Source organism: Massilia aerilata, from assembly GCF_042656905.1.
Classification (GTDB): domain Bacteria; phylum Pseudomonadota; class Gammaproteobacteria; order Burkholderiales; family Burkholderiaceae_D; genus Telluria; species Telluria aerilata.
The window spans coordinates 338,078-353,732 of the sequence record NZ_JBHSMZ010000015.1 but is presented as its reverse complement, the minus strand read 5'-3'; the positions used below and the strand labels follow the sequence as shown (position 1 = coordinate 353,732).

Genomic DNA, 15,655 nt, shown 5'->3' with positions numbered 1-15,655 from the left:
TCATGTTCAACATTAAAAAACTCCTGGCGCGTGCGCTGATGGCCCTGAGCCTGGTCGGCGGCGCCGCAGTGGCGGGTCCGACTTATCACGTCGATGTCGACACCACGACCCTGGCCGGCAAGAGCGGCTACCTCGACTTCCTGATCGTCGGGCAGGGCGACACCGCCACCACCACGGCCAAGCTGAGCCACTTCACCGGCGACTTCAGCGGCGCCGTGTACACCGACAACACCACCGGTTCGACGGCCGGCGCCACCGTCGGCAGTACCGGCAGCTGGAACGAGTTCGCGCTGTGGGCGAACTTCGGCGGGCAGTTCAGCTTCGACGTCAGCTTCGACCAGATCGCCGATAACATCGCCGGCGCCCTGTTCCAGGTTGCCCTGCTCGACGGCGGCTTCCTCTACCTGGACCCGCTGACCGCCGACATCGCGCAGTTCGATGTCAGCCCCGGCCAGCCGATCGGCCTGGCAGGCAGCGACTTGGCCACGATTTCGGTGGCGGCCGACGTGCCCGAGCCGGCCGATGCGATGCTGATGCTCACCGGCCTGGGACTGCTCGGCTTCACGCTGCGCCGCCGCGCCTGAACTGGGTCCCGGTCCTGAGCAAGCCGCCTGTCCGCGAGGGCGGGCGGCTTATTTTGTATCCTTTTCACCACTTTCCCCCGCCGTCCCGGGGCCTACCCAAAACGGGTGGAGCCCGCTTCCCTCTAGGGCTCCCGCCCTTTGACGATTTATTCGCCAAACATATCAATTCTCAAAGCAAATCATATTGTTCAGTTGATCTTGCTTGGTGCATATTAAAATCCAGCACAGTCCCGCAGATAGACCTATGCATAATTAGCCCATGGCTGCACACATTCTCGTGGTCGAACCCGATCCCGCCATCCGCCAGTTGCTCGAGCTGAACCTGACCAGCGCCGGGCACGAGGCCGCCAGTTGCCTCGACGCCGAGTCGGCGCTGGTGCTGATGGAATACAGCCTGCCCGAGATGCTCCTGCTGGAATGGGACCTGCCCGGGCAAACCGGCGAGGCGCTGATCCGGCGCCTGCGCGCGCAGGCCAGGACGCGCGAGCTGCCCATCATCATGGTGTCGGGCCGGGCAGGGGAGCACGACAAGATCCTGGCGCTGGAATCCGGCGCCGACGACTATCTCACCAAGCCTTTCAATCCGCGCGAGCTGCTGGCGCGCATGGGCGCGGTATTGCGGCGGCGCGTGCCGCACGTGTCAAGCGAAACCGTGCAGATGGCCGGTCTGCGCCTCGATCCCGGCACCCAGCGCGTGATCGCCGGCTCGCGCCAGGTGGCGCTGGGGCCCGTCGAATTCCGCCTGCTGAACTTCCTGATGCACCATCCCGAGCGCGTGCACACCCGCTCGCAGCTGCTGGATAAAGTGTGGGGCCGCCACGCCGTGCTCGACGAACGCACCGTGGACACCCATGTCGGCCGCCTGCGCAGCGCGCTGCAGCCCAGCGGCCACCAGGAGCACATCGAAACCGTGCGCGGCACCGGCTACCGCTTCGTGGCCTGGAACGCGCGCGCCGACTGGTCCGGCGCCGCTTGAGCCCGTCCCTGGAACCGGTCGTCATCCTCAGCCGGCAGGAGCAGGAATACCTGCTGCGCACCATCGAATCCGGCCTGCGGGTCGTGAGCATGCGGCAGTTCTTCCTGTGGACCCAGGGCCAGCTGCAGACCCTGTTGCCGCACCAGGTGATGGTGGCGCTGCAGTTCGCGCCCTCGGGTGCGCTGCGGCGGATGGAATGCCTGCATGCGACCGTGCTGGCGCCGCAGCGCGAGAGCCTGCTGGCCGACCGCCGCGACGGCCTGGCCCTGCGCATCGCCCGCCATTGCCTGCAGGGCGCGCGGCTGCCGGCCATGGCCGACGTCGCCGCGGAAGGCGGGAATCGCCAGGCCGGCGTGCTGGGCGGCTTCGGCAACGAGCTGCGCGACGCCGGCTTCGAGAGCGTGCTGGTGCATGGCACCGGGACGACGGCCGAGGGCGCGAGCGTGTTCGTGCTGTTCGGCCTGCCGATGCGGCCGGGACCGCGCCATGCCTATTTCCTGGAGTTATTGCTGGCGCATCTGCACCTGGCGCTGCTGCGCCTGCCGTCGCCGGAGACGCGCGGCGCCGGCGCGCCGGCAAGACCGCTGAGCGCGCGCGAAGCCGAGATTGTCGGCTGGCTGCGCGAGGGGAAGAGTAACGGGGAGATGGCCCAGCTGCTGGGGATCAGCGCCCTGACCGTCAAGAACCACCTGCAGCGGATCTACCGCCTGCTGGGTGTCGGCAATCGCGCGCACGCACTGGCGCGCTGCCTGGAACTGCGTCTGCTCGAAGCAGCTTAGATCAGCTTAGATGTTGGTGTTGCCGGCTGCCGCTTCCAGCTGGGCGCGGCGCATGGCGTCGTAGCGGTAGGCTTCGGCGTTGCCGTCGATGATGCGCAGGCCCTTGCAGCCGTCGGCGGCGCAATCCGGCTGCGGCATCGTGCTGCTGGCGACCTGGGCCGAGGCGCCCGATTGTCCGGACACGATCACTGCGGCGGCGGTCTGGGTCGGCTGGTCGGCCTGGCCACCGCCGCAAGCGGCGAGGATCACGGCGATGCAGAGGGCGGAGACGGAACGGATGGCGTGAAGTTTCATGGTGCGGAAAAAGTCGCGTTCAACAGATGAGCTATTGTAGACAGGAAATTTTCCGCAACTCAACATTTTTTTAGTTAATTTAGTGCAAATATTGAAATATAGAAAGATTTTTGTCTTGAAATAGACGGAGATCGGCGATGATCAGGGAAATATCCTTGCGGAAATTTTTGATGCATTGACGCAACGTCGCACGGAAGCGACTTTATCCATGCAGATTCTTGAATAGTTGATTGAACAATTTCCCACAAGCGGGAACTTGTGCTAGGACATCAACAAGCGGAAAGACGGAAGGCGGGGAGGATGCCGGCGCAGCCCGCGGACGGTGCCGCGGGCTGCGCCGGCAATGTTGCGGCAGGCTGGTTTGTCAGTGGCGGCGGCGCATGCGGGCGCCCAGGCCCAGCAGGCCGAAGGCCAGCAGCGACAGGGTGGCCGGTTCTGGCACCGGGTTCACCGGCAGGTCCGACAGGACGATATTGTCGACGCCGATCTCGCCCGGCCCATTGTCCAGGCCGGAGCAGAAGAAGTTTTCGTCGCAGCGGAAGCCGATGATGGCGATCTCGACGAAGTCGGTCATCGCGAACGTAGCGCCGTCGATCGTGCTTCGCAAGAGGTCGGCATCGGCGGCGTCATAGGTCTGGAATGCGATGGTGTCCGGGATATTGAACTGGATCGTTTCCGTGGTTTGATCTGCGCGCAGGCCGATGATCTGGAGTGCGGCGGGAATGGCAGGGTAAGCCACGCCCGGCGTGGCGATGAAGCTGGCATCCAGGCTGGTGAAGCGGAAGGTCGATCCCGTCGGCGCCGCGATGATGTCGATCAGGCCGCTGTTGAACAGGTCGAAATAGGTGGTCGGGTTGTTCGTCGGGCAGATGCTGGGCGCGCAAGTAGCCGGAACGCTGCCGTCGATGAAGCGGCCGACCAGCACCGAGCCTGGATCCGTCATGCCCCCCAGGACCTCGAAGGCGACCGTATAGCCATCTTCTTGGAAACTGCGTCCGTTATACGCCGGGCCGGTCTGGCCTTCGAAGGTGATGACAGCCGCCTGGGCCGCGCTTGCCGAAGCGAGGGCGAAGATGGCGGCGCCGAGCACGCGCCCGAGTACACCGCCGCGAAGTGTGGACTTGTTCATATGCTGACCTTTTTCGTTGGAGGAAGCGCGGATGCGCGGCTTGCGATGCTGCTGATTCTGCGTAAAATGTTAGCACGAAGTATATCAATAAAGATAACTTCCGTTTGATGCCGAACGCACAAGCGAACATCCGGCTATAGATGAGTTCGGCAAAATAATATTTGAACAAAGCGTCATCAGCCTGTGCATATGGTGGCGTTCGTTGATCCCGAAAGGATTTTCTTGTACGCATCAAATGCACGGTTGACGCTGGCATGGCTTGCAGCGCATGATGGCCGGATGCGAACCCTGATCCTTTTACTATTGATTGCCTGCACCGCCTGCACCACCTGCACCACCGCGGCGCCGCAAGCGCAGCAAGCACAGCAAGCGCCGCAAAGCGACACCCTGGCCCGCATCCGCGCCCTGGCCGGCACGCCAGGCTGCTCCAGCGACGCCCAATGCCATTCGCTGCCGCTGGGCGCACGCGCCTGCGGCGGTCCGGAAAGCTACCTGGTCTGGTCCTCGGCAAGCACCTCGCAGGCCGAGATCCAGGCCCTCGGCGAGCGCTACAAGGAAGAACGGCGCGCCGCCAATGCCGCGTCCCGCAGGGTCTCGACCTGCCAGTTCCTGATGGACCCGGGCGCGGTCTGCCGCGCCGGTACCTGCCAGCCGGGCTCCGGAGGACTCCCCGAAGCGCGCTGACCCCTTTGTTGGGGGCTCTTGATTTAATTCATAAAAAGAAATTGTCTGTGCGTCTAGGCGCATGGTAGCCTTGCACGGCTAAGCTTCTCTACGGCACAAAGGCACAAAGGAGTAGGAATGGTTGCAAAGCTGTACCGGCGCGCAGGTTTTACGCTGCTCGAACTGCTGGTGGTGATCGTCATCATCGGCCTGCTGGCCGCGTATGTCGGTCCCAAGTATTTCTCGCAGCTCGGCAAGTCCGAAGTCACCGTGACGCGCGCCCAGATCGAAGCCTTCGAAAAATCCCTCGACACCTACCGCCTCGACGTCGGCCGCTACCCGACCACCGAGGAAGGCCTGAATGCCCTGATGGCCGCGCCGCCCGCCGCCGCCGGCAAATGGAATGGCCCCTACCTGAAGAAAGGCGTGCCGGCCGACCCCTGGGGCCATGCATATCAATACCGCGCGCCCGGCGCCAAGAGCGAGTACGAGATCGTCTCGCTGGGCAAGGACGGCCAGCCTGGCGGCGCCGGCGAAGCGGCCGACATCAGCTCTCAGTAAGCATCTTCCGTGCAGTACGCGGTTCGCACTCTCGCTCCCGACATGAGCATCGCCAGCGTGGTCGTCGACGCCTCGGATGAGGCGGACGCGCGCCGCCAGGTCGAGGCGCGCGGCCTGTATGTGAGCGCGGTCGAACCGGCGCGCGCGGCGGGCTTCGCATTCCGGCGCGGCGGCGGCGGCAAGCTGTCGCTGGTGCTGTTCAGCCAGGAGCTGCTGGCCCTGCTCACCGCGGGCCTGGGCATCGTCGAAGGCCTGGAGGCCCTGCTGGAAAAGGAAGCCAGTCCCGCCACCCGCGCCGTGCTGGAACGCCTGCTGGCCGGCCTGCGCGAGGGCAAGCGCTTCTCCGGCGTACTCGCCGAGCAGCCGGCCCTGTTCCCGCCGCTCTACGTCGGCATCGTGCGCGCCGCCGAAGGCACCAGCGACCTGCCGCGCGCGCTCGAACGCTATATCGAATACCAGCAGCGCATCGACACCGTGCGCGCGAAAATCGTCAGCGCCTCCATCTACCCGGCGATCCTGCTGCTGGTGGGCGGCGGCGTCTCGATCTTCCTGATGTCCTATGTGGTGCCGCGCTTCGCCGAGGTCTACCAGGGCGCCGGGCGCAACCTGCCGTGGATGTCGCGCCTGATGCTGGAGTGGGGCCAGTTCGCGGGCCGTCACGCCGGCGGCCTGCTGCTGTCCTTCGGCGCGCTCATCGCGCTGGCCGTCTTCGGCATCCGCCGCGTGCTGCGCGAGGGCGGCGCGGCGCGTCTGCTGGCAAAGCTGCCCGGCATCGGCGAGCGTGCCCGCGTGTATGAACTGTCGCGCCTCTACCTGACCCTGGGCATGCTGAACGAAGGCGGCATCACGCTGGTGAGCGCGATCGAGACCGTGCAAGGCATGGTCTCGCCCGGCATCCGCGCCGGCCTGCGCGCGGCCAAGGGCGCGATCGAATCCGGGCGGCCGCTGTCGGACGCCTTCGAGGCCAACGCCCTGACCACGCCGATCTCGCTGCGCATGCTGCGCGTGGGCGAGCGCACCGGCGAGATGGGACCGATGCTGACCCGCTCGGCCGCCTTCTACGACGGCGAGATCGGGCGCTGGATCGACCGCTTCACGCGCACCTTCGAGCCGCTGCTGATGGCCGCCATCGGCCTGGTGGTGGGCGCCATCGTGGTGCTGCTGTACATGCCGATTTTCGACCTTGCCGGAGACATGTCGTGAGCGTTTCAGGCGTCGACATGTTCGACCCTGGCCTGCTGGCGCGCGCGCGCGCGCAGAGCCGCCAGTCGCAGCGCTCGCTGGTCGAGGAGCTGCAGGCCTTGTCCGGGCAGGAGCCGCGCCAGATCGTGCGCCAGCTGGCCGAGCCCTTCGGCCTGACGGTCATGGAGACGCTCGAGATGTTCGGCCAGCAGCCGGCCTTTGACCTGCTGCCGCTGGCGCATGCCATGGCGCGCAACTGCGTGCTCTTGCGGGATGCGCAAGGCCCGTTGACCGGCGTGATCGCCGACCCCTTCGACCTGGATCTGCAAACCTGGCTCGCCGCGCAGGCCGGCTGCACGGCGGCGCGCCCGCTGCACCTGCGCCTGGCGCTGGCCGCCGACATCCAGGCCTACCTGGGCAAGCAGGAGGAATCGGCGCGCGCGGTCGATACGCTGGTCGGCGACAGCAATGAAGGGCGGCGCGACGGCAAGGCCGCCACGATGCTGTCCTTCGCTTCGGTCTCGGAAGGCGCCAGCCCGGCGGTCAAGCTGGTCAACTCGACCTTGTACGACGCCTTGAAGGCCGGTGCCTCCGACATCCACCTGGAGAGCACGGCCGGCGGCCTGGCCGTCAAATACCGCGTCGACGGCGTGCTCGATCACGCGGCCTCGGTCGGCGGCATCGAGCTGGCCGAGCACATCATCTCGCGCCTGAAGGTGCTGGCGGAACTCGACATCGCCGAGCGCCGCATCCCGCAGGACGGCAGCTTCCGCGTCGAATCCGGCGGGCGCGAGATCGACCTGCGCGTCTCCATCATGCCCAGCATCCACGGCGAGGACGCGGTCATCCGTATCCTCGACAAGCGCGCCATGATCGAGTCCTACGGCGCGTTGACGCTCGAGGCGCTGGGCTTCGACGCGCCTTCGCTGGCGACCCTGCGCGGCCTGGCCCAGGAGGCCTACGGCATGCTGCTGGTGACCGGGCCGACCGGCTCGGGCAAGACCACGACCCTGTACGCGGCCCTCACCGAGATCCACAACGGGCGCGAGAAGATCATCACCATCGAGGATCCGGTCGAGTACCAGTTGCCCGGCATCCTGCAGATCCCGGTGAACGAAAAGAAGGGCCTGACCTTCGCGAAAGGCCTGCGCTCGATCCTGCGCCACGACCCGGACAAGATCATGGTCGGCGAGATCCGCGACCGCGAGACCGCGGAAATCGCGGTGCAGTCGGCGCTGACCGGGCATCTGGTGCTGACGACGGTCCACGCCAACAACGTGTTCGACGTGTTCGGCCGCTTCACCCACATGGGCATCGACCCCTACGCCTTCGTCTCCGCCCTGAACGGCATCTGGGCCCAGCGCCTGATCCGCATGAACTGCCCGCACTGCGCCACGCCCTACGAGCCGGACAGCGCCGAGCTGGCGTCCGCGCACCTGCAGCCGGAGGAGGTGGGCGACTACCTGTTCATGCGCGGGAAGGGCTGCGGCGACTGCCGCGGCACCGGTTATAAAGGCCGCCGCTCGATCGCCGAGATCCTGACCCTGAACGACGAGATCCGCGAGCTGATCGTCGACAAACAGCCGATCCGCCGCATCAAGGCCGCCGCCGCGGCGAACGGCACGCGCAGCCTGCGCCTGGCGGCGCTCGACCTGGTCAAGCGCGGCGCCACCACCATCGAAGAAATCAAACGGGTGACCCTGCATGCGTAAGTGGTTCGGACAGTCCTTGCGGCTGGGCCTCGCGCCCGACGGCCTGGCGCTGGTGCGCACCAGCATCTGGCCGCACGAGCGCGCCCGGTTGCTGGCGCAGGCGCGCTTCAAGGAAAACAATGTCGAGGCCGCGTTGCGCGAAGCCGAACGGATGCTGGCGGACCACGAGCGCGAAGGCTGGGCCTTGCGCGTGGTGCTGTCCGACGAGCTGGTGCGCCTGTGGCAGGTCGCGCCGCCGCCCGGCGCGGCGCGCATGGCCGACCTGGAGGCCGCCTGCGCGCTGCGCTACCGGGCCCTGTTCGGCGCCAGCCCGGCCGGCTGGCAGGTCCGCGCCGACTGGAGCGCCACCCGGCCCTTCCTGGCGTCGGCCGTGCCGCAGGCCTTGCTGGCGCAGCTGCAGCAGGCCGCCGCCGGCTCGGGCTTCCGCCTGGTCGAGGTCGCGCCGCAATTCGTCGCCGCGCTGAACCAGCACCGTTCGATGCGCCGTCCCGGCGCCTGGTTCGGGGTGGTGCACGGCGGGGTGCTGAGCGTGGCCGCCTTCGACGGCGCGCTGCTGGCGGCGGTGCGCACCGCGCCGATCCCGGAAGGCGCCGACCGCGACTGGCTGGAAGGCCACGTCGCCCGCGAAGCGCTGCGGGTGGGCCTGGGCCGGCCGGAACGCCTGCAGGTCTGCGGGCCCGCGCCCAAGGCCTGGGCCAGCAGCGCCGGGCGCCTGAAGTTCGCCTGCACGCTGTTCGAGGACGAACTCGATCCGCTGTGGCCCGACAGCGCTCGGCTGGCGATGACGGGGAGGGCGCCATGAAAAAGGTGAACATCGATTTCGCGCCGCCCAGCCTGGCGCGCAGCATCCTGCGCACGCCGCGCCACAGCTGGGTCGTGCTGTGGATCGTGTTCGTCGTCGCCATGGCGCAGTCCGGCGCCCACGCCGGACTGCGGCGCGAACAGGGCGAAGTCGCGCTGCTGCGCGCGCAGGCGCAGGCACAGGTGCGCACCCAGGCGCAGGCCCGGGCGGCGCCGGCCCCCGTGCGTGCGCCCGTACCCGAGGCCCAGGCGAATGCCGTGAACGCCGCCGTGCTGCAATTGAACCTGCCCTGGCGCGCGCTGCACGACGCGGTGCAGGCGGGCACGCCGGCCAGCATCGCGCTGCTGGCGCTGGAGCCGGACGCGCGCCGCAGCACGGTCCGCATCACCGCCGAGGCGAAAAGCAGTGACGACATGATCGCCTACGTCGAGCAGCTGCAGAAGGGCGACTGGTTCAGCGCCGTCAGCCTGGCCCGCCACGAGATCAACGAGCAGGACCCGAACCGTCCGATCCGCTTCCAGCTCGACGCCCGATGGAGGCCCGCGCAATGAAACAGCTGTCCTTTGGCCCGCTGGCGCTGCGCCTGCAGCTGGCGTTGCGCGCGAATCCGCTGCCGGCGGGCGGCGCCGTGGTCTTCCTGGCCTGCGCCGCCGGGCTGGCCTGGACCCTGCATGCGAACGTGGAACTGGACGCCGAACGCGAGGCCCTGCTGGCGGCGCGCGCGGCACGCCAGGCTGCGTCCTCTTCTGCTGCGGCCCCGGCAGCACCGTCCACCGCGGCTGCGCCGGCGCCGTCCGCCGACAGCCTGGACGCCTTCTACGCCGCGCTGGGACCGCGCCGCTACGCCGAGCAGCAGGTCAAGACCCTGTTCACGCTGGCGGCCAAGAACGGCCTGTCGCTGAGCCAGGGCGAATACAAGACCGGCTACGACCGCAACGCGCGCCTGAGCACCTACCAGGTCAACCTGCCGGTCAAGGGCAGCTACGGCGCGATCTGGCGGTTCGCCTTTGGCGTGCTGCGCGCGATTCCCTTCGCCTCGCTGGACGACGTCAGCTTCCGCCGCGACAGCATCGGCGACCCGGCCGTCGAAGCGCGGCTGCGCCTGACCTTCTATTTGAAGGACGCGCCATGAAGCCGCGCCATCTGGTGCTGGGCGCGGCCCTGGCCGGCGCCGCGCTGCTGGTGCTGTTCGGGGACCGCAGCCCCGCCACCGAGGTGGCCGAGGCGGTCGAACGCACACCCGCTGCGCGCACCGCCACGCTGGTTCCCGCGCCTGCGCCGGTCCTGGTCTCCAGCCTTGCACCCGCCGGCGGCGCGCCCATCCTGGCCCTGGTCCGGCGCGAGGTCCTGATCGGCGACAGCGACACCCAGTTCCGCCAGGCCGGGAATGGCGTCTTCGGACGCCAGGACTGGACGCCGCCCCCGCCGCCGCCTCAGCCTGCGCCGCCGCCACCGCCGCCGAGCGCGCCGCCGCTGCCCTTCAGCTTCATCGGCAAGTCGGTGGCCGACGGCGTCTGGGAGGTCTACCTGGCGCGCGGCGACCGCACCTACGTCGTGCGCGACAAGACCCTGATCGACGGCACTTACCGGGTCGACGCCATCGCGCCGCCGGTGCTGACCCTGACTTACCTGCCGCTGAACACCGTTCAGCAGCTCAATATTGGAGTGTTCGAGTGATGCCTCGTCCGTCGATGAATCTGGCCCTCTGCGTGGCGGTCTCCGTGCTGCTTTCGGCTTGTGCCGGCCAGGTGGCCTACCGCGAGGGCAATGCGCTGGTGGCCCAGGACCAGGTCGAAGCCGGCCTGCTGAAGTACCAGGAAGCGGTGGCCGCCGATCCGGCCAATGCCGCCTACAAGACGGCCTGGCTGCGCGCACGCGACGGCGCCACCAACCGCATGCTGACCCGGGCCGACCGCGACATCGCCGACGGCAAGGTCCAGCCGGCGCTGGAGAATTACCAGCGCGTGCTGGCCATCGATCCGGTCAACGACCGCGCCCGCGCCGGCCTGCGCCAGGTCGAGGCCGACCGCCGCCATGCCGTGCTGTTCGAGGATGCGCGCGCCGCCATCGAGCGCAAGGACTACGACGCCGCGCGCCAGAAGCTGGGCGCGATCCTGAGCGAGCGCCCGAGCCACGAGCCGGCGCGCCAGCTGCTGGCCGAGGTCAACGAAAAGAACGCCGCCGCGCCCGCCGAGGCGGCGCTGGCGGCGGCCTTCCGCACGCCGATCAGCCTGGAGTTCCGCGACGCCCCGATCAAGCAGATCTTCGAAGTCATCGCGCGCCACTCGGGCCTGAACTTCCTGTTCGACAAGGACGTCAAGACCGACCAGCGCGCCTCCATCTTCCTGAAGAACAGCACCGTCGAATCGGCCGTCTACTATCTCTTGATGACCAACCAGCTGGAGCGCCAGGTCATGGACGGCAACACCATCCTGATCTACCCGAACGTGGCGGCCAAGCAGAAGGAATACCAGGAGATGACGGTGAAGACCTTCTACCTGGCGAATGCGGAGGCAAAGAGCATCGCCAACACGCTAAAGACGATCCTGAAATCGCGCGACGTGGTGGTCGATGAAAAGCTCAACCTGGTGATCCTGCGCGACAGCCCGGAAGCGGTCAAACTGGCCACCCAGCTGGTGCAGCTGCAGGACGTGCCCGAGCCCGAGGTCGTGCTCGACGTCGAGGTGCTGGAAGTGCAGCGCAACCGCCTGCTCGACCTCGGCGTCGACTGGCCGACCGCGCTGTCGTTCGCGCCGCTGAAGAACGTCGGCGACGTGCCGCTGACGATCGACCAGCTGCGCGGCCTGAACTCGGGGAACATCGGCGTGTCCGGGGTCTCGGCGGTGATCTCGGCAAAGAAAACCGACGGCGACGCCAACACCCTGGCCGCGCCGCGCATCCGCGTGCGCAACAAGGAAAAGGCCAAAGTCGTCATCGGCGACAAGCTGCCGACCATCACCACCACCATCTCCTCGGGCGTGGGCGGCTTCGCGTCCGAGTCGGTGAACTACGTCGACGTCGGCCTGACCCTGAACGTCGAGCCCACCATCTACCTGAACAACGAGATCGGCATCCGCATCTCGCTCGAGGCCAGCACCCTGGTCGACACCATCGAGACCAAGAGCGGCACCACCGCCTACCGCATCGGCACGCGCTCGGCCGCCACCATGCTGCAGCTGAAGGATGGCGAGAACCAGGTGCTGGCGGGCCTGATCAAGAACGACGAACGCAGCAGCGCGTCCCACCTGCCGGGCCTGGGCGACCTGCCGATCATCGGCCGCCTGTTCGGCAGCCGCCTGGACACCCGCGACAAGACCGAGGTGGTGCTGTCGATCACGCCCCACCTGGTGCGCAATATCCAGCGTCCGGCCGCCAACGCCGCCGAGTTCAACGCCGGCACCGAGGCCAGCTTCCGGCGCCGTCCGGACGGCACGGTGCGCCTGCCGGCCGCGCTGCCGGGCCGTCCGCAGCCGCCCGTGCCGGCCGTGGCGCAGCCGCCGGCGCCGGCGATGGTCCCGGCCACCAGCGTCAACATGGGCGGACAGCCCCCGGCCGCGCCGCCGTCGAACCCCGCGACCGCCTTGCCGCCGGCGCCGGGCGTGCAGGCGGTGCCGGTCCCGCAACCGGACCTGACGCCGCTGCCGGCCAGGCAATGATGCGTCGCGCGCGCGGCTTCACGCTGATCGAGCTGCTGGTCACGCTCGCCATCCTGGCATTGCTGGGGGCGATGGTGGTGCCGGCCGCCAGCATGGCCGTGCAGCGCCGCCATGAGCAGGACCTGCGCCTGGCCCTGCGCGAGATCCGCCTGGCCATCGACGCGTATAAAAAGGCCAGCGACGAAGGCCGCATCGCCAAAGCGGTCGGCGCGACCGGCTATCCGCCGAAGCTCGAGCTGCTGGTGGACGGCGTGGTCGACCAGCGCAATCCGAAGAAGGCCAAAATCTACTTCCTGCGCCGCCTGCCGCGCGATCCCTTCGCCGCCGATGCGGCGTTGGACGACGCCCAGACCTGGGGCAAGCGCAGCTACGCCAGCGAGGCCAAAGAGCCGCGCGAGGGCGACGACGTGTACGATGTGTATTCGCTGTCGGGCAGGGCAGGCCTGAACGGCATTCCTTACAGCCGGTGGTGAGCACATGAAGCGCAATCGCGGATTCACCCTGATCGAACTGCTGATCGTGCTGGGCATCGTGGCCCTGCTGCTGACGCTGGCCGTGCCGCGTTTCTTCCCCAGCGTCGACAAGACGAAAGAGACCATCCTGGCCGAGAACCTGCGCACCACGCGCGCCGTGATCGACCAGTTCTATGCCGACACCGGGCGCTATCCGGAATCGCTGGAGCAGCTGGTCGAGAAAAAATACCTGCCCCATCTGCCGGCCGATCCGATCGCGGAGAGCGATACCAGCTGGGTCATCGTGCCGCCCGAGGATTCGTCGCGTGGCGGCGTCTACGACCTGCACAGCGGCGCCGAGGGCAAGGGGCGCAACGGCAAGCCGTATTCGGAATGGTAAGGGCGCGGCCTCGGTTCAGGGCGGGCCGCGCTGGCGGCTTCACCTACGTCGGCCTGATCGTGTTGGTGGCGATCATCGGCCTGGTGGGCGCCGCCACCCTGAAGGCCGACGCGCTGTTGCGGCGCGCCGCCGCCGAGGAAGAGCTGCTGGAGATCGGCGCGGCGTTCAGCGCCGCGCTGACCAGTTATGCGGAAGCGACGCCGCGCGGCCAGCCGCCCCAGCCGCCTTCGCTGGAAGCGCTGCTGAAGGACCCGCGCGTGCCCGGCGTGCGCCGCCACCTGCGCAAGATCTTCGTCGACCCGATCACCGGCAAGGCCGAGTGGGGCATCGTCTGGCTGAACAAGGGAAGCGGCATCGATGGCAGCGGCGGCAGCGGGGTGCTGGCCGTGTACAGCCTGTCGCAATCGAAGCCGTTGAAGCAGGCGAACTTCGACGCGCGCTTCCAGAACCTGGAGAACCGCGAGCACCTCGCGGACTGGAAGTTCGCGGCGACCGGGAAGGGCGTGGTGCAGGGGCAGGCGGGTCAGCCAGTGCAGGGACAGCCGGGTCAGCCGGGTTTGTTCGGGCAGCCTGGCCAGCCAGCGCCGGGCCAGCCGCCGGCGCCGTCGGAGCCGCCCACGCTGTTCCCGGGGCGCGGCAATCCGGACACCATGAAACCTTCGCCGGCGGAGCCGCCGGAGCCGCCGCCGCAGTCCGAGGACTCGGGCTCCGGCGACGACGAGAAGGACGCCAGGGACGAGCAGGAGCGCAAGGACAAGGAAGCGCGCGACGCCAACCGGCGTTGACGCCCCCTGGCGTTCAAGGCCCTCGTGGGGCGTTTTACGACTTCGCGCGGCGCATGAAGTCGCGCGGACGGAAGCCCAGCGCGAACAGCACCGCGAAATAGACCGCCGCACTGAGGCCGATGATCAGCAGCAGGGCGCCGATGCGCAGGACAGGATGCGCGCGCAGCGCCGCCCAGTCCAGCTGTCCCTGGCTGAACCAGGCGGCGGCGCCCATCAGCGCGGTCGCCAGCACGACCTTCACGAAGAAGGGCAGCCAGCCGGCGTGCGGGGTGTAGATCTGGCGGCGGCGCAAGCCCATGTACAGGAACAGGGCATTGAGGCAGGCGCCCATGCCGATCGACAGCGCCAGCCCGGCCACGCCCATGCCCAGCACCTGCACGAAGACCAGGTTCATCAGCTGCGTGGCGACCAGCACGCCGATCGCGATGCGCACCGGGGTGCGGATGTCCTGGCGCGCGTAGAAGGCCGGCGCCAGGATCTTGACCAGGATGATGCCCAGCAGGCCGACCGCATAGGCCATCAGCGGCGCGGTGGCGGCGGCCACGTGGGCGGCCTTGAACGCGCCGTAGTTGAACAGGGTGGCGATCAGCGGCGTCGACAGGGCCGCCAGGCCGACCGCGGCGGGCAAGGCCAGCAGCAGGGTCAGGCGCAGGCCCCAGTCGAGCAGGGCCGAGTATTCGGCGATGTCGCCGTCGGCGTTGGCCTTCGACAGGCTGGGCAGCAGGATGGTGCCGAGCGCGACACCCAGGATCCCGGTCGGGAATTCCATCAGGCGGTCGGCGTACTGCAGCACCGAGACCGCGCCGCCGCCCATGTTGGAGGCGTAGTTGGTGTTGATGAGCAGGCTGATCTGGGCTGCGGAAACGGCGAACACGGCCGGCCCCATCTTCTTGAGGATGCGGCGCACGCCCGGGTCGCTCAGGCCGGCCAGCGGATTCATGGACAGGCGCGGCAGCATGCCGATGCGCTTCAGGGCCGGAATCTGGATCGCGATCTGGGCCACGCCGCCGACCATCACGGCCACCGCCATCGAATAGATCGGCACCTCGAAATACTTCACCAGGAACAGCGAGAAGAAGATCGAGGACAGGTTCCACAGCACCGGCGTGAAGGCCGGGATCTTGAATTCGCGCCAGGTATTCAGCACGGCGCCCGACAGCACCACGAAGGACATGCAGGCGATGTAGGGGAACATCAGGCGGGTCATGACCACGCCCTTGTCGAAACCGTCGCCGTCCAGGCCGCTGGCGATACCCATCAGGATCAGCGGCGCGCCGACGATGCCGACGATGCTGACCAGCACGGTCGCCCAGACCAGGGTATTGGCGACGTGGTCGACCAGGCTCCTGGTCGCCGCTTCGCCTTGCTGGGTCTTGTACTCGGCCAGGATGGGCACGAAGGCTTGCGAGAAGGCGCCTTCGCCGAACAGGCGGCGCAGCAGGTTGGGCAGGCGGAATGCTATATAAAAGGCATCGGTGTAGGGGTTGGCGCCGAAAGCGCGGGCGAACAGGGTGTCGCGCAGCAGGCCGGTGAGGCGGGAAACCATCGTCATGCTCGAGATGGCTGCCAGGGTTCGGAGTAGGTTCATAGCCCGCGATTATAGCTGGGCAATAGCCCACGGAAACTGTCGGACGTGGCTTTTTCCGGGCAAAAGCGGACGCGAGTATGAATTTGGAATTG

18 protein-coding genes are annotated in these 15,655 nt (G+C 67.9%); 15 read left to right on the top strand and 3 right to left on the bottom strand.

What is annotated here, in order from left to right; translation table 11 throughout:
- The first annotated feature begins 2 nt into the window (after positions 1–2).
- The 3 genes from ACFPO9_RS19255 to ACFPO9_RS19245 all read left to right on the top strand — a co-directional run bounded on the left by ACFPO9_RS19255 (position 3) and on the right by ACFPO9_RS19245 (position 2,339).
- Positions 3–584 carry an NF038129 family PEP-CTERM protein gene (locus ACFPO9_RS19255; RefSeq protein ID WP_379773578.1) on the top strand — a complete coding sequence of 194 codons (582 nt, stop codon included), beginning with the start codon at positions 3–5 and terminating at the stop codon, positions 582–584.
- A 259-nt stretch (positions 585–843) separates the two neighbouring features.
- Positions 844–1,560, top strand: a complete 717-nt coding sequence (locus ACFPO9_RS19250; RefSeq protein ID WP_379773572.1) for a winged helix-turn-helix domain-containing protein — start codon at positions 844–846, stop codon at positions 1,558–1,560.
- The gene (locus tag ACFPO9_RS19245) at positions 1,557–2,339 is read left to right on the top strand and encodes a LuxR C-terminal-related transcriptional regulator (protein ID WP_379773570.1); all 783 of its coding nucleotides are present in this window, start codon (positions 1,557–1,559) and stop codon (positions 2,337–2,339) included. Before ACFPO9_RS19250 ends, ACFPO9_RS19245 begins: the two co-directional genes overlap by 4 nt.
- A 6-nt stretch (positions 2,340–2,345) precedes the next feature.
- Here the strand turns inward: ACFPO9_RS19245 and ACFPO9_RS19240 are convergent, their stop codons facing one another.
- Positions 2,346–2,633 (bottom strand): hypothetical protein, encoded by a 288-nt coding sequence (locus ACFPO9_RS19240; protein WP_379773567.1) that lies wholly within the window; start codon positions 2,631–2,633, stop codon positions 2,346–2,348.
- Positions 2,634–2,997: 364 nt separating this feature from the next.
- Positions 2,998–3,762, bottom strand: a complete 765-nt coding sequence (locus ACFPO9_RS19235; protein WP_379773565.1) for an NF038120 family PEP-CTERM protein — start codon at positions 3,760–3,762, stop codon at positions 2,998–3,000.
- Between the two features lie 279 nt (positions 3,763–4,041).
- Here ACFPO9_RS19235 and ACFPO9_RS19230 point away from each other — a divergent pair, with 279 nt between their 5' ends.
- The 12 genes from ACFPO9_RS19230 to ACFPO9_RS19175 all read left to right on the top strand — a co-directional run bounded on the left by ACFPO9_RS19230 (position 4,042) and on the right by ACFPO9_RS19175 (position 13,975).
- Entirely contained in the window at positions 4,042–4,446 is a 405-nt protein-coding gene (locus ACFPO9_RS19230; RefSeq protein ID WP_379773562.1) for a hypothetical protein, read from the top strand.
- A gap of 117 nt (positions 4,447–4,563) precedes the next feature.
- Entirely contained in the window at positions 4,564–4,986 is a 423-nt protein-coding gene (gene gspG / locus ACFPO9_RS19225; RefSeq protein ID WP_379773559.1) for a type II secretion system major pseudopilin GspG, read from the top strand.
- Positions 4,987–4,995: 9 nt separating this feature from the next.
- A complete protein-coding gene (locus tag ACFPO9_RS19220) occupies positions 4,996–6,189 on the top strand; it encodes a type II secretion system F family protein (protein ID WP_379773556.1) in 1,194 nt (397 codons plus the stop codon).
- A 17-nt stretch (positions 6,190–6,206) separates the two neighbouring features.
- The gene (locus tag ACFPO9_RS19215) at positions 6,207–7,880 is read left to right on the top strand and encodes a GspE/PulE family protein (RefSeq protein WP_379773711.1); all 1,674 of its coding nucleotides are present in this window, start codon (positions 6,207–6,209) and stop codon (positions 7,878–7,880) included.
- Positions 7,873–8,682: a hypothetical protein gene (locus ACFPO9_RS19210; RefSeq protein WP_379773554.1), complete on the top strand. Its 810-nt coding sequence runs from the start codon at positions 7,873–7,875 to the stop codon at positions 8,680–8,682. The genes ACFPO9_RS19215 and ACFPO9_RS19210 overlap by 8 nt, the downstream gene beginning before the upstream one ends.
- Complete coding sequence (locus tag ACFPO9_RS19205; RefSeq protein ID WP_379773551.1) at positions 8,679–9,233, top strand: PilN domain-containing protein; 555 nt, start codon at positions 8,679–8,681, stop codon at positions 9,231–9,233. The genes ACFPO9_RS19210 and ACFPO9_RS19205 overlap by 4 nt, the downstream gene beginning before the upstream one ends.
- Positions 9,230–9,814, top strand: a complete 585-nt coding sequence (locus ACFPO9_RS19200; RefSeq protein WP_379773549.1) for a hypothetical protein — start codon at positions 9,230–9,232, stop codon at positions 9,812–9,814. Before ACFPO9_RS19205 ends, ACFPO9_RS19200 begins: the two co-directional genes overlap by 4 nt.
- A complete protein-coding gene (locus ACFPO9_RS19195) occupies positions 9,811–10,359 on the top strand; it encodes a hypothetical protein (RefSeq protein WP_379773547.1) in 549 nt (182 codons plus the stop codon). The genes ACFPO9_RS19200 and ACFPO9_RS19195 overlap by 4 nt, the downstream gene beginning before the upstream one ends.
- Positions 10,359–12,338: a secretin N-terminal domain-containing protein gene (locus ACFPO9_RS19190; RefSeq protein ID WP_379773709.1), complete on the top strand. Its 1,980-nt coding sequence runs from the start codon at positions 10,359–10,361 to the stop codon at positions 12,336–12,338. Before ACFPO9_RS19195 ends, ACFPO9_RS19190 begins: the two co-directional genes overlap by 1 nt.
- Entirely contained in the window at positions 12,335–12,811 is a 477-nt protein-coding gene (locus tag ACFPO9_RS19185; RefSeq protein ID WP_379773545.1) for a type II secretion system protein, read from the top strand. The genes ACFPO9_RS19190 and ACFPO9_RS19185 overlap by 4 nt, the downstream gene beginning before the upstream one ends.
- 4 nt (positions 12,812–12,815) lie before the next feature.
- The gene (locus ACFPO9_RS19180) at positions 12,816–13,190 is read left to right on the top strand and encodes a type II secretion system protein (protein ID WP_379773543.1); all 375 of its coding nucleotides are present in this window, start codon (positions 12,816–12,818) and stop codon (positions 13,188–13,190) included.
- Positions 13,184–13,975, top strand: coding sequence for a type II secretion system protein (locus tag ACFPO9_RS19175; protein WP_379773540.1), 792 nt, complete (start codon positions 13,184–13,186; stop codon positions 13,973–13,975). Before ACFPO9_RS19180 ends, ACFPO9_RS19175 begins: the two co-directional genes overlap by 7 nt.
- Before the next feature lie 34 nt (positions 13,976–14,009).
- Here the strand turns inward: ACFPO9_RS19175 and murJ are convergent, their stop codons facing one another.
- Positions 14,010–15,563 carry a murein biosynthesis integral membrane protein MurJ gene (murJ, locus tag ACFPO9_RS19170; protein ID WP_379773538.1) on the bottom strand — a complete coding sequence of 518 codons (1,554 nt, stop codon included), beginning with the start codon at positions 15,561–15,563 and terminating at the stop codon, positions 14,010–14,012.
- Positions 15,564–15,655 lie beyond the last annotated feature (92 nt).

Coding starts and splice junctions, on each gene's coding strand:
- ACFPO9_RS19255 (WP_379773578.1), top strand. CDS start 3: ATGTTCAACATTAAAAAACTCCTGGCGCGTGCGCTGATGGCCCTGAGC.
- ACFPO9_RS19195 (WP_379773547.1), top strand. CDS start 9,811: ATGAAGCCGCGCCATCTGGTGCTGGGCGCGGCCCTGGCCGGCGCCGCG.
- ACFPO9_RS19205 (WP_379773551.1), top strand. CDS start 8,679: ATGAAAAAGGTGAACATCGATTTCGCGCCGCCCAGCCTGGCGCGCAGC.
- ACFPO9_RS19180 (WP_379773543.1), top strand. CDS start 12,816: ATGAAGCGCAATCGCGGATTCACCCTGATCGAACTGCTGATCGTGCTG.
- ACFPO9_RS19235 (WP_379773565.1), bottom strand. CDS start 3,762: ATGAACAAGTCCACACTTCGCGGCGGTGTACTCGGGCGCGTGCTCGGC.
- ACFPO9_RS19210 (WP_379773554.1), top strand. CDS start 7,873: ATGCGTAAGTGGTTCGGACAGTCCTTGCGGCTGGGCCTCGCGCCCGAC.
- ACFPO9_RS19200 (WP_379773549.1), top strand. CDS start 9,230: ATGAAACAGCTGTCCTTTGGCCCGCTGGCGCTGCGCCTGCAGCTGGCG.
- ACFPO9_RS19250 (WP_379773572.1), top strand. CDS start 844: ATGGCTGCACACATTCTCGTGGTCGAACCCGATCCCGCCATCCGCCAG.
- gspG (WP_379773559.1), top strand. CDS start 4,564: ATGGTTGCAAAGCTGTACCGGCGCGCAGGTTTTACGCTGCTCGAACTG.
- ACFPO9_RS19185 (WP_379773545.1), top strand. CDS start 12,335: ATGATGCGTCGCGCGCGCGGCTTCACGCTGATCGAGCTGCTGGTCACG.
- ACFPO9_RS19175 (WP_379773540.1), top strand. CDS start 13,184: ATGGTAAGGGCGCGGCCTCGGTTCAGGGCGGGCCGCGCTGGCGGCTTC.
- ACFPO9_RS19215 (WP_379773711.1), top strand. CDS start 6,207: ATGTTCGACCCTGGCCTGCTGGCGCGCGCGCGCGCGCAGAGCCGCCAG.
- murJ (WP_379773538.1), bottom strand. CDS start 15,563: ATGAACCTACTCCGAACCCTGGCAGCCATCTCGAGCATGACGATGGTT.
- ACFPO9_RS19190 (WP_379773709.1), top strand. CDS start 10,359: ATGCCTCGTCCGTCGATGAATCTGGCCCTCTGCGTGGCGGTCTCCGTG.
- ACFPO9_RS19240 (WP_379773567.1), bottom strand. CDS start 2,633: ATGAAACTTCACGCCATCCGTTCCGTCTCCGCCCTCTGCATCGCCGTG.
- ACFPO9_RS19230 (WP_379773562.1), top strand. CDS start 4,042: ATGCGAACCCTGATCCTTTTACTATTGATTGCCTGCACCGCCTGCACC.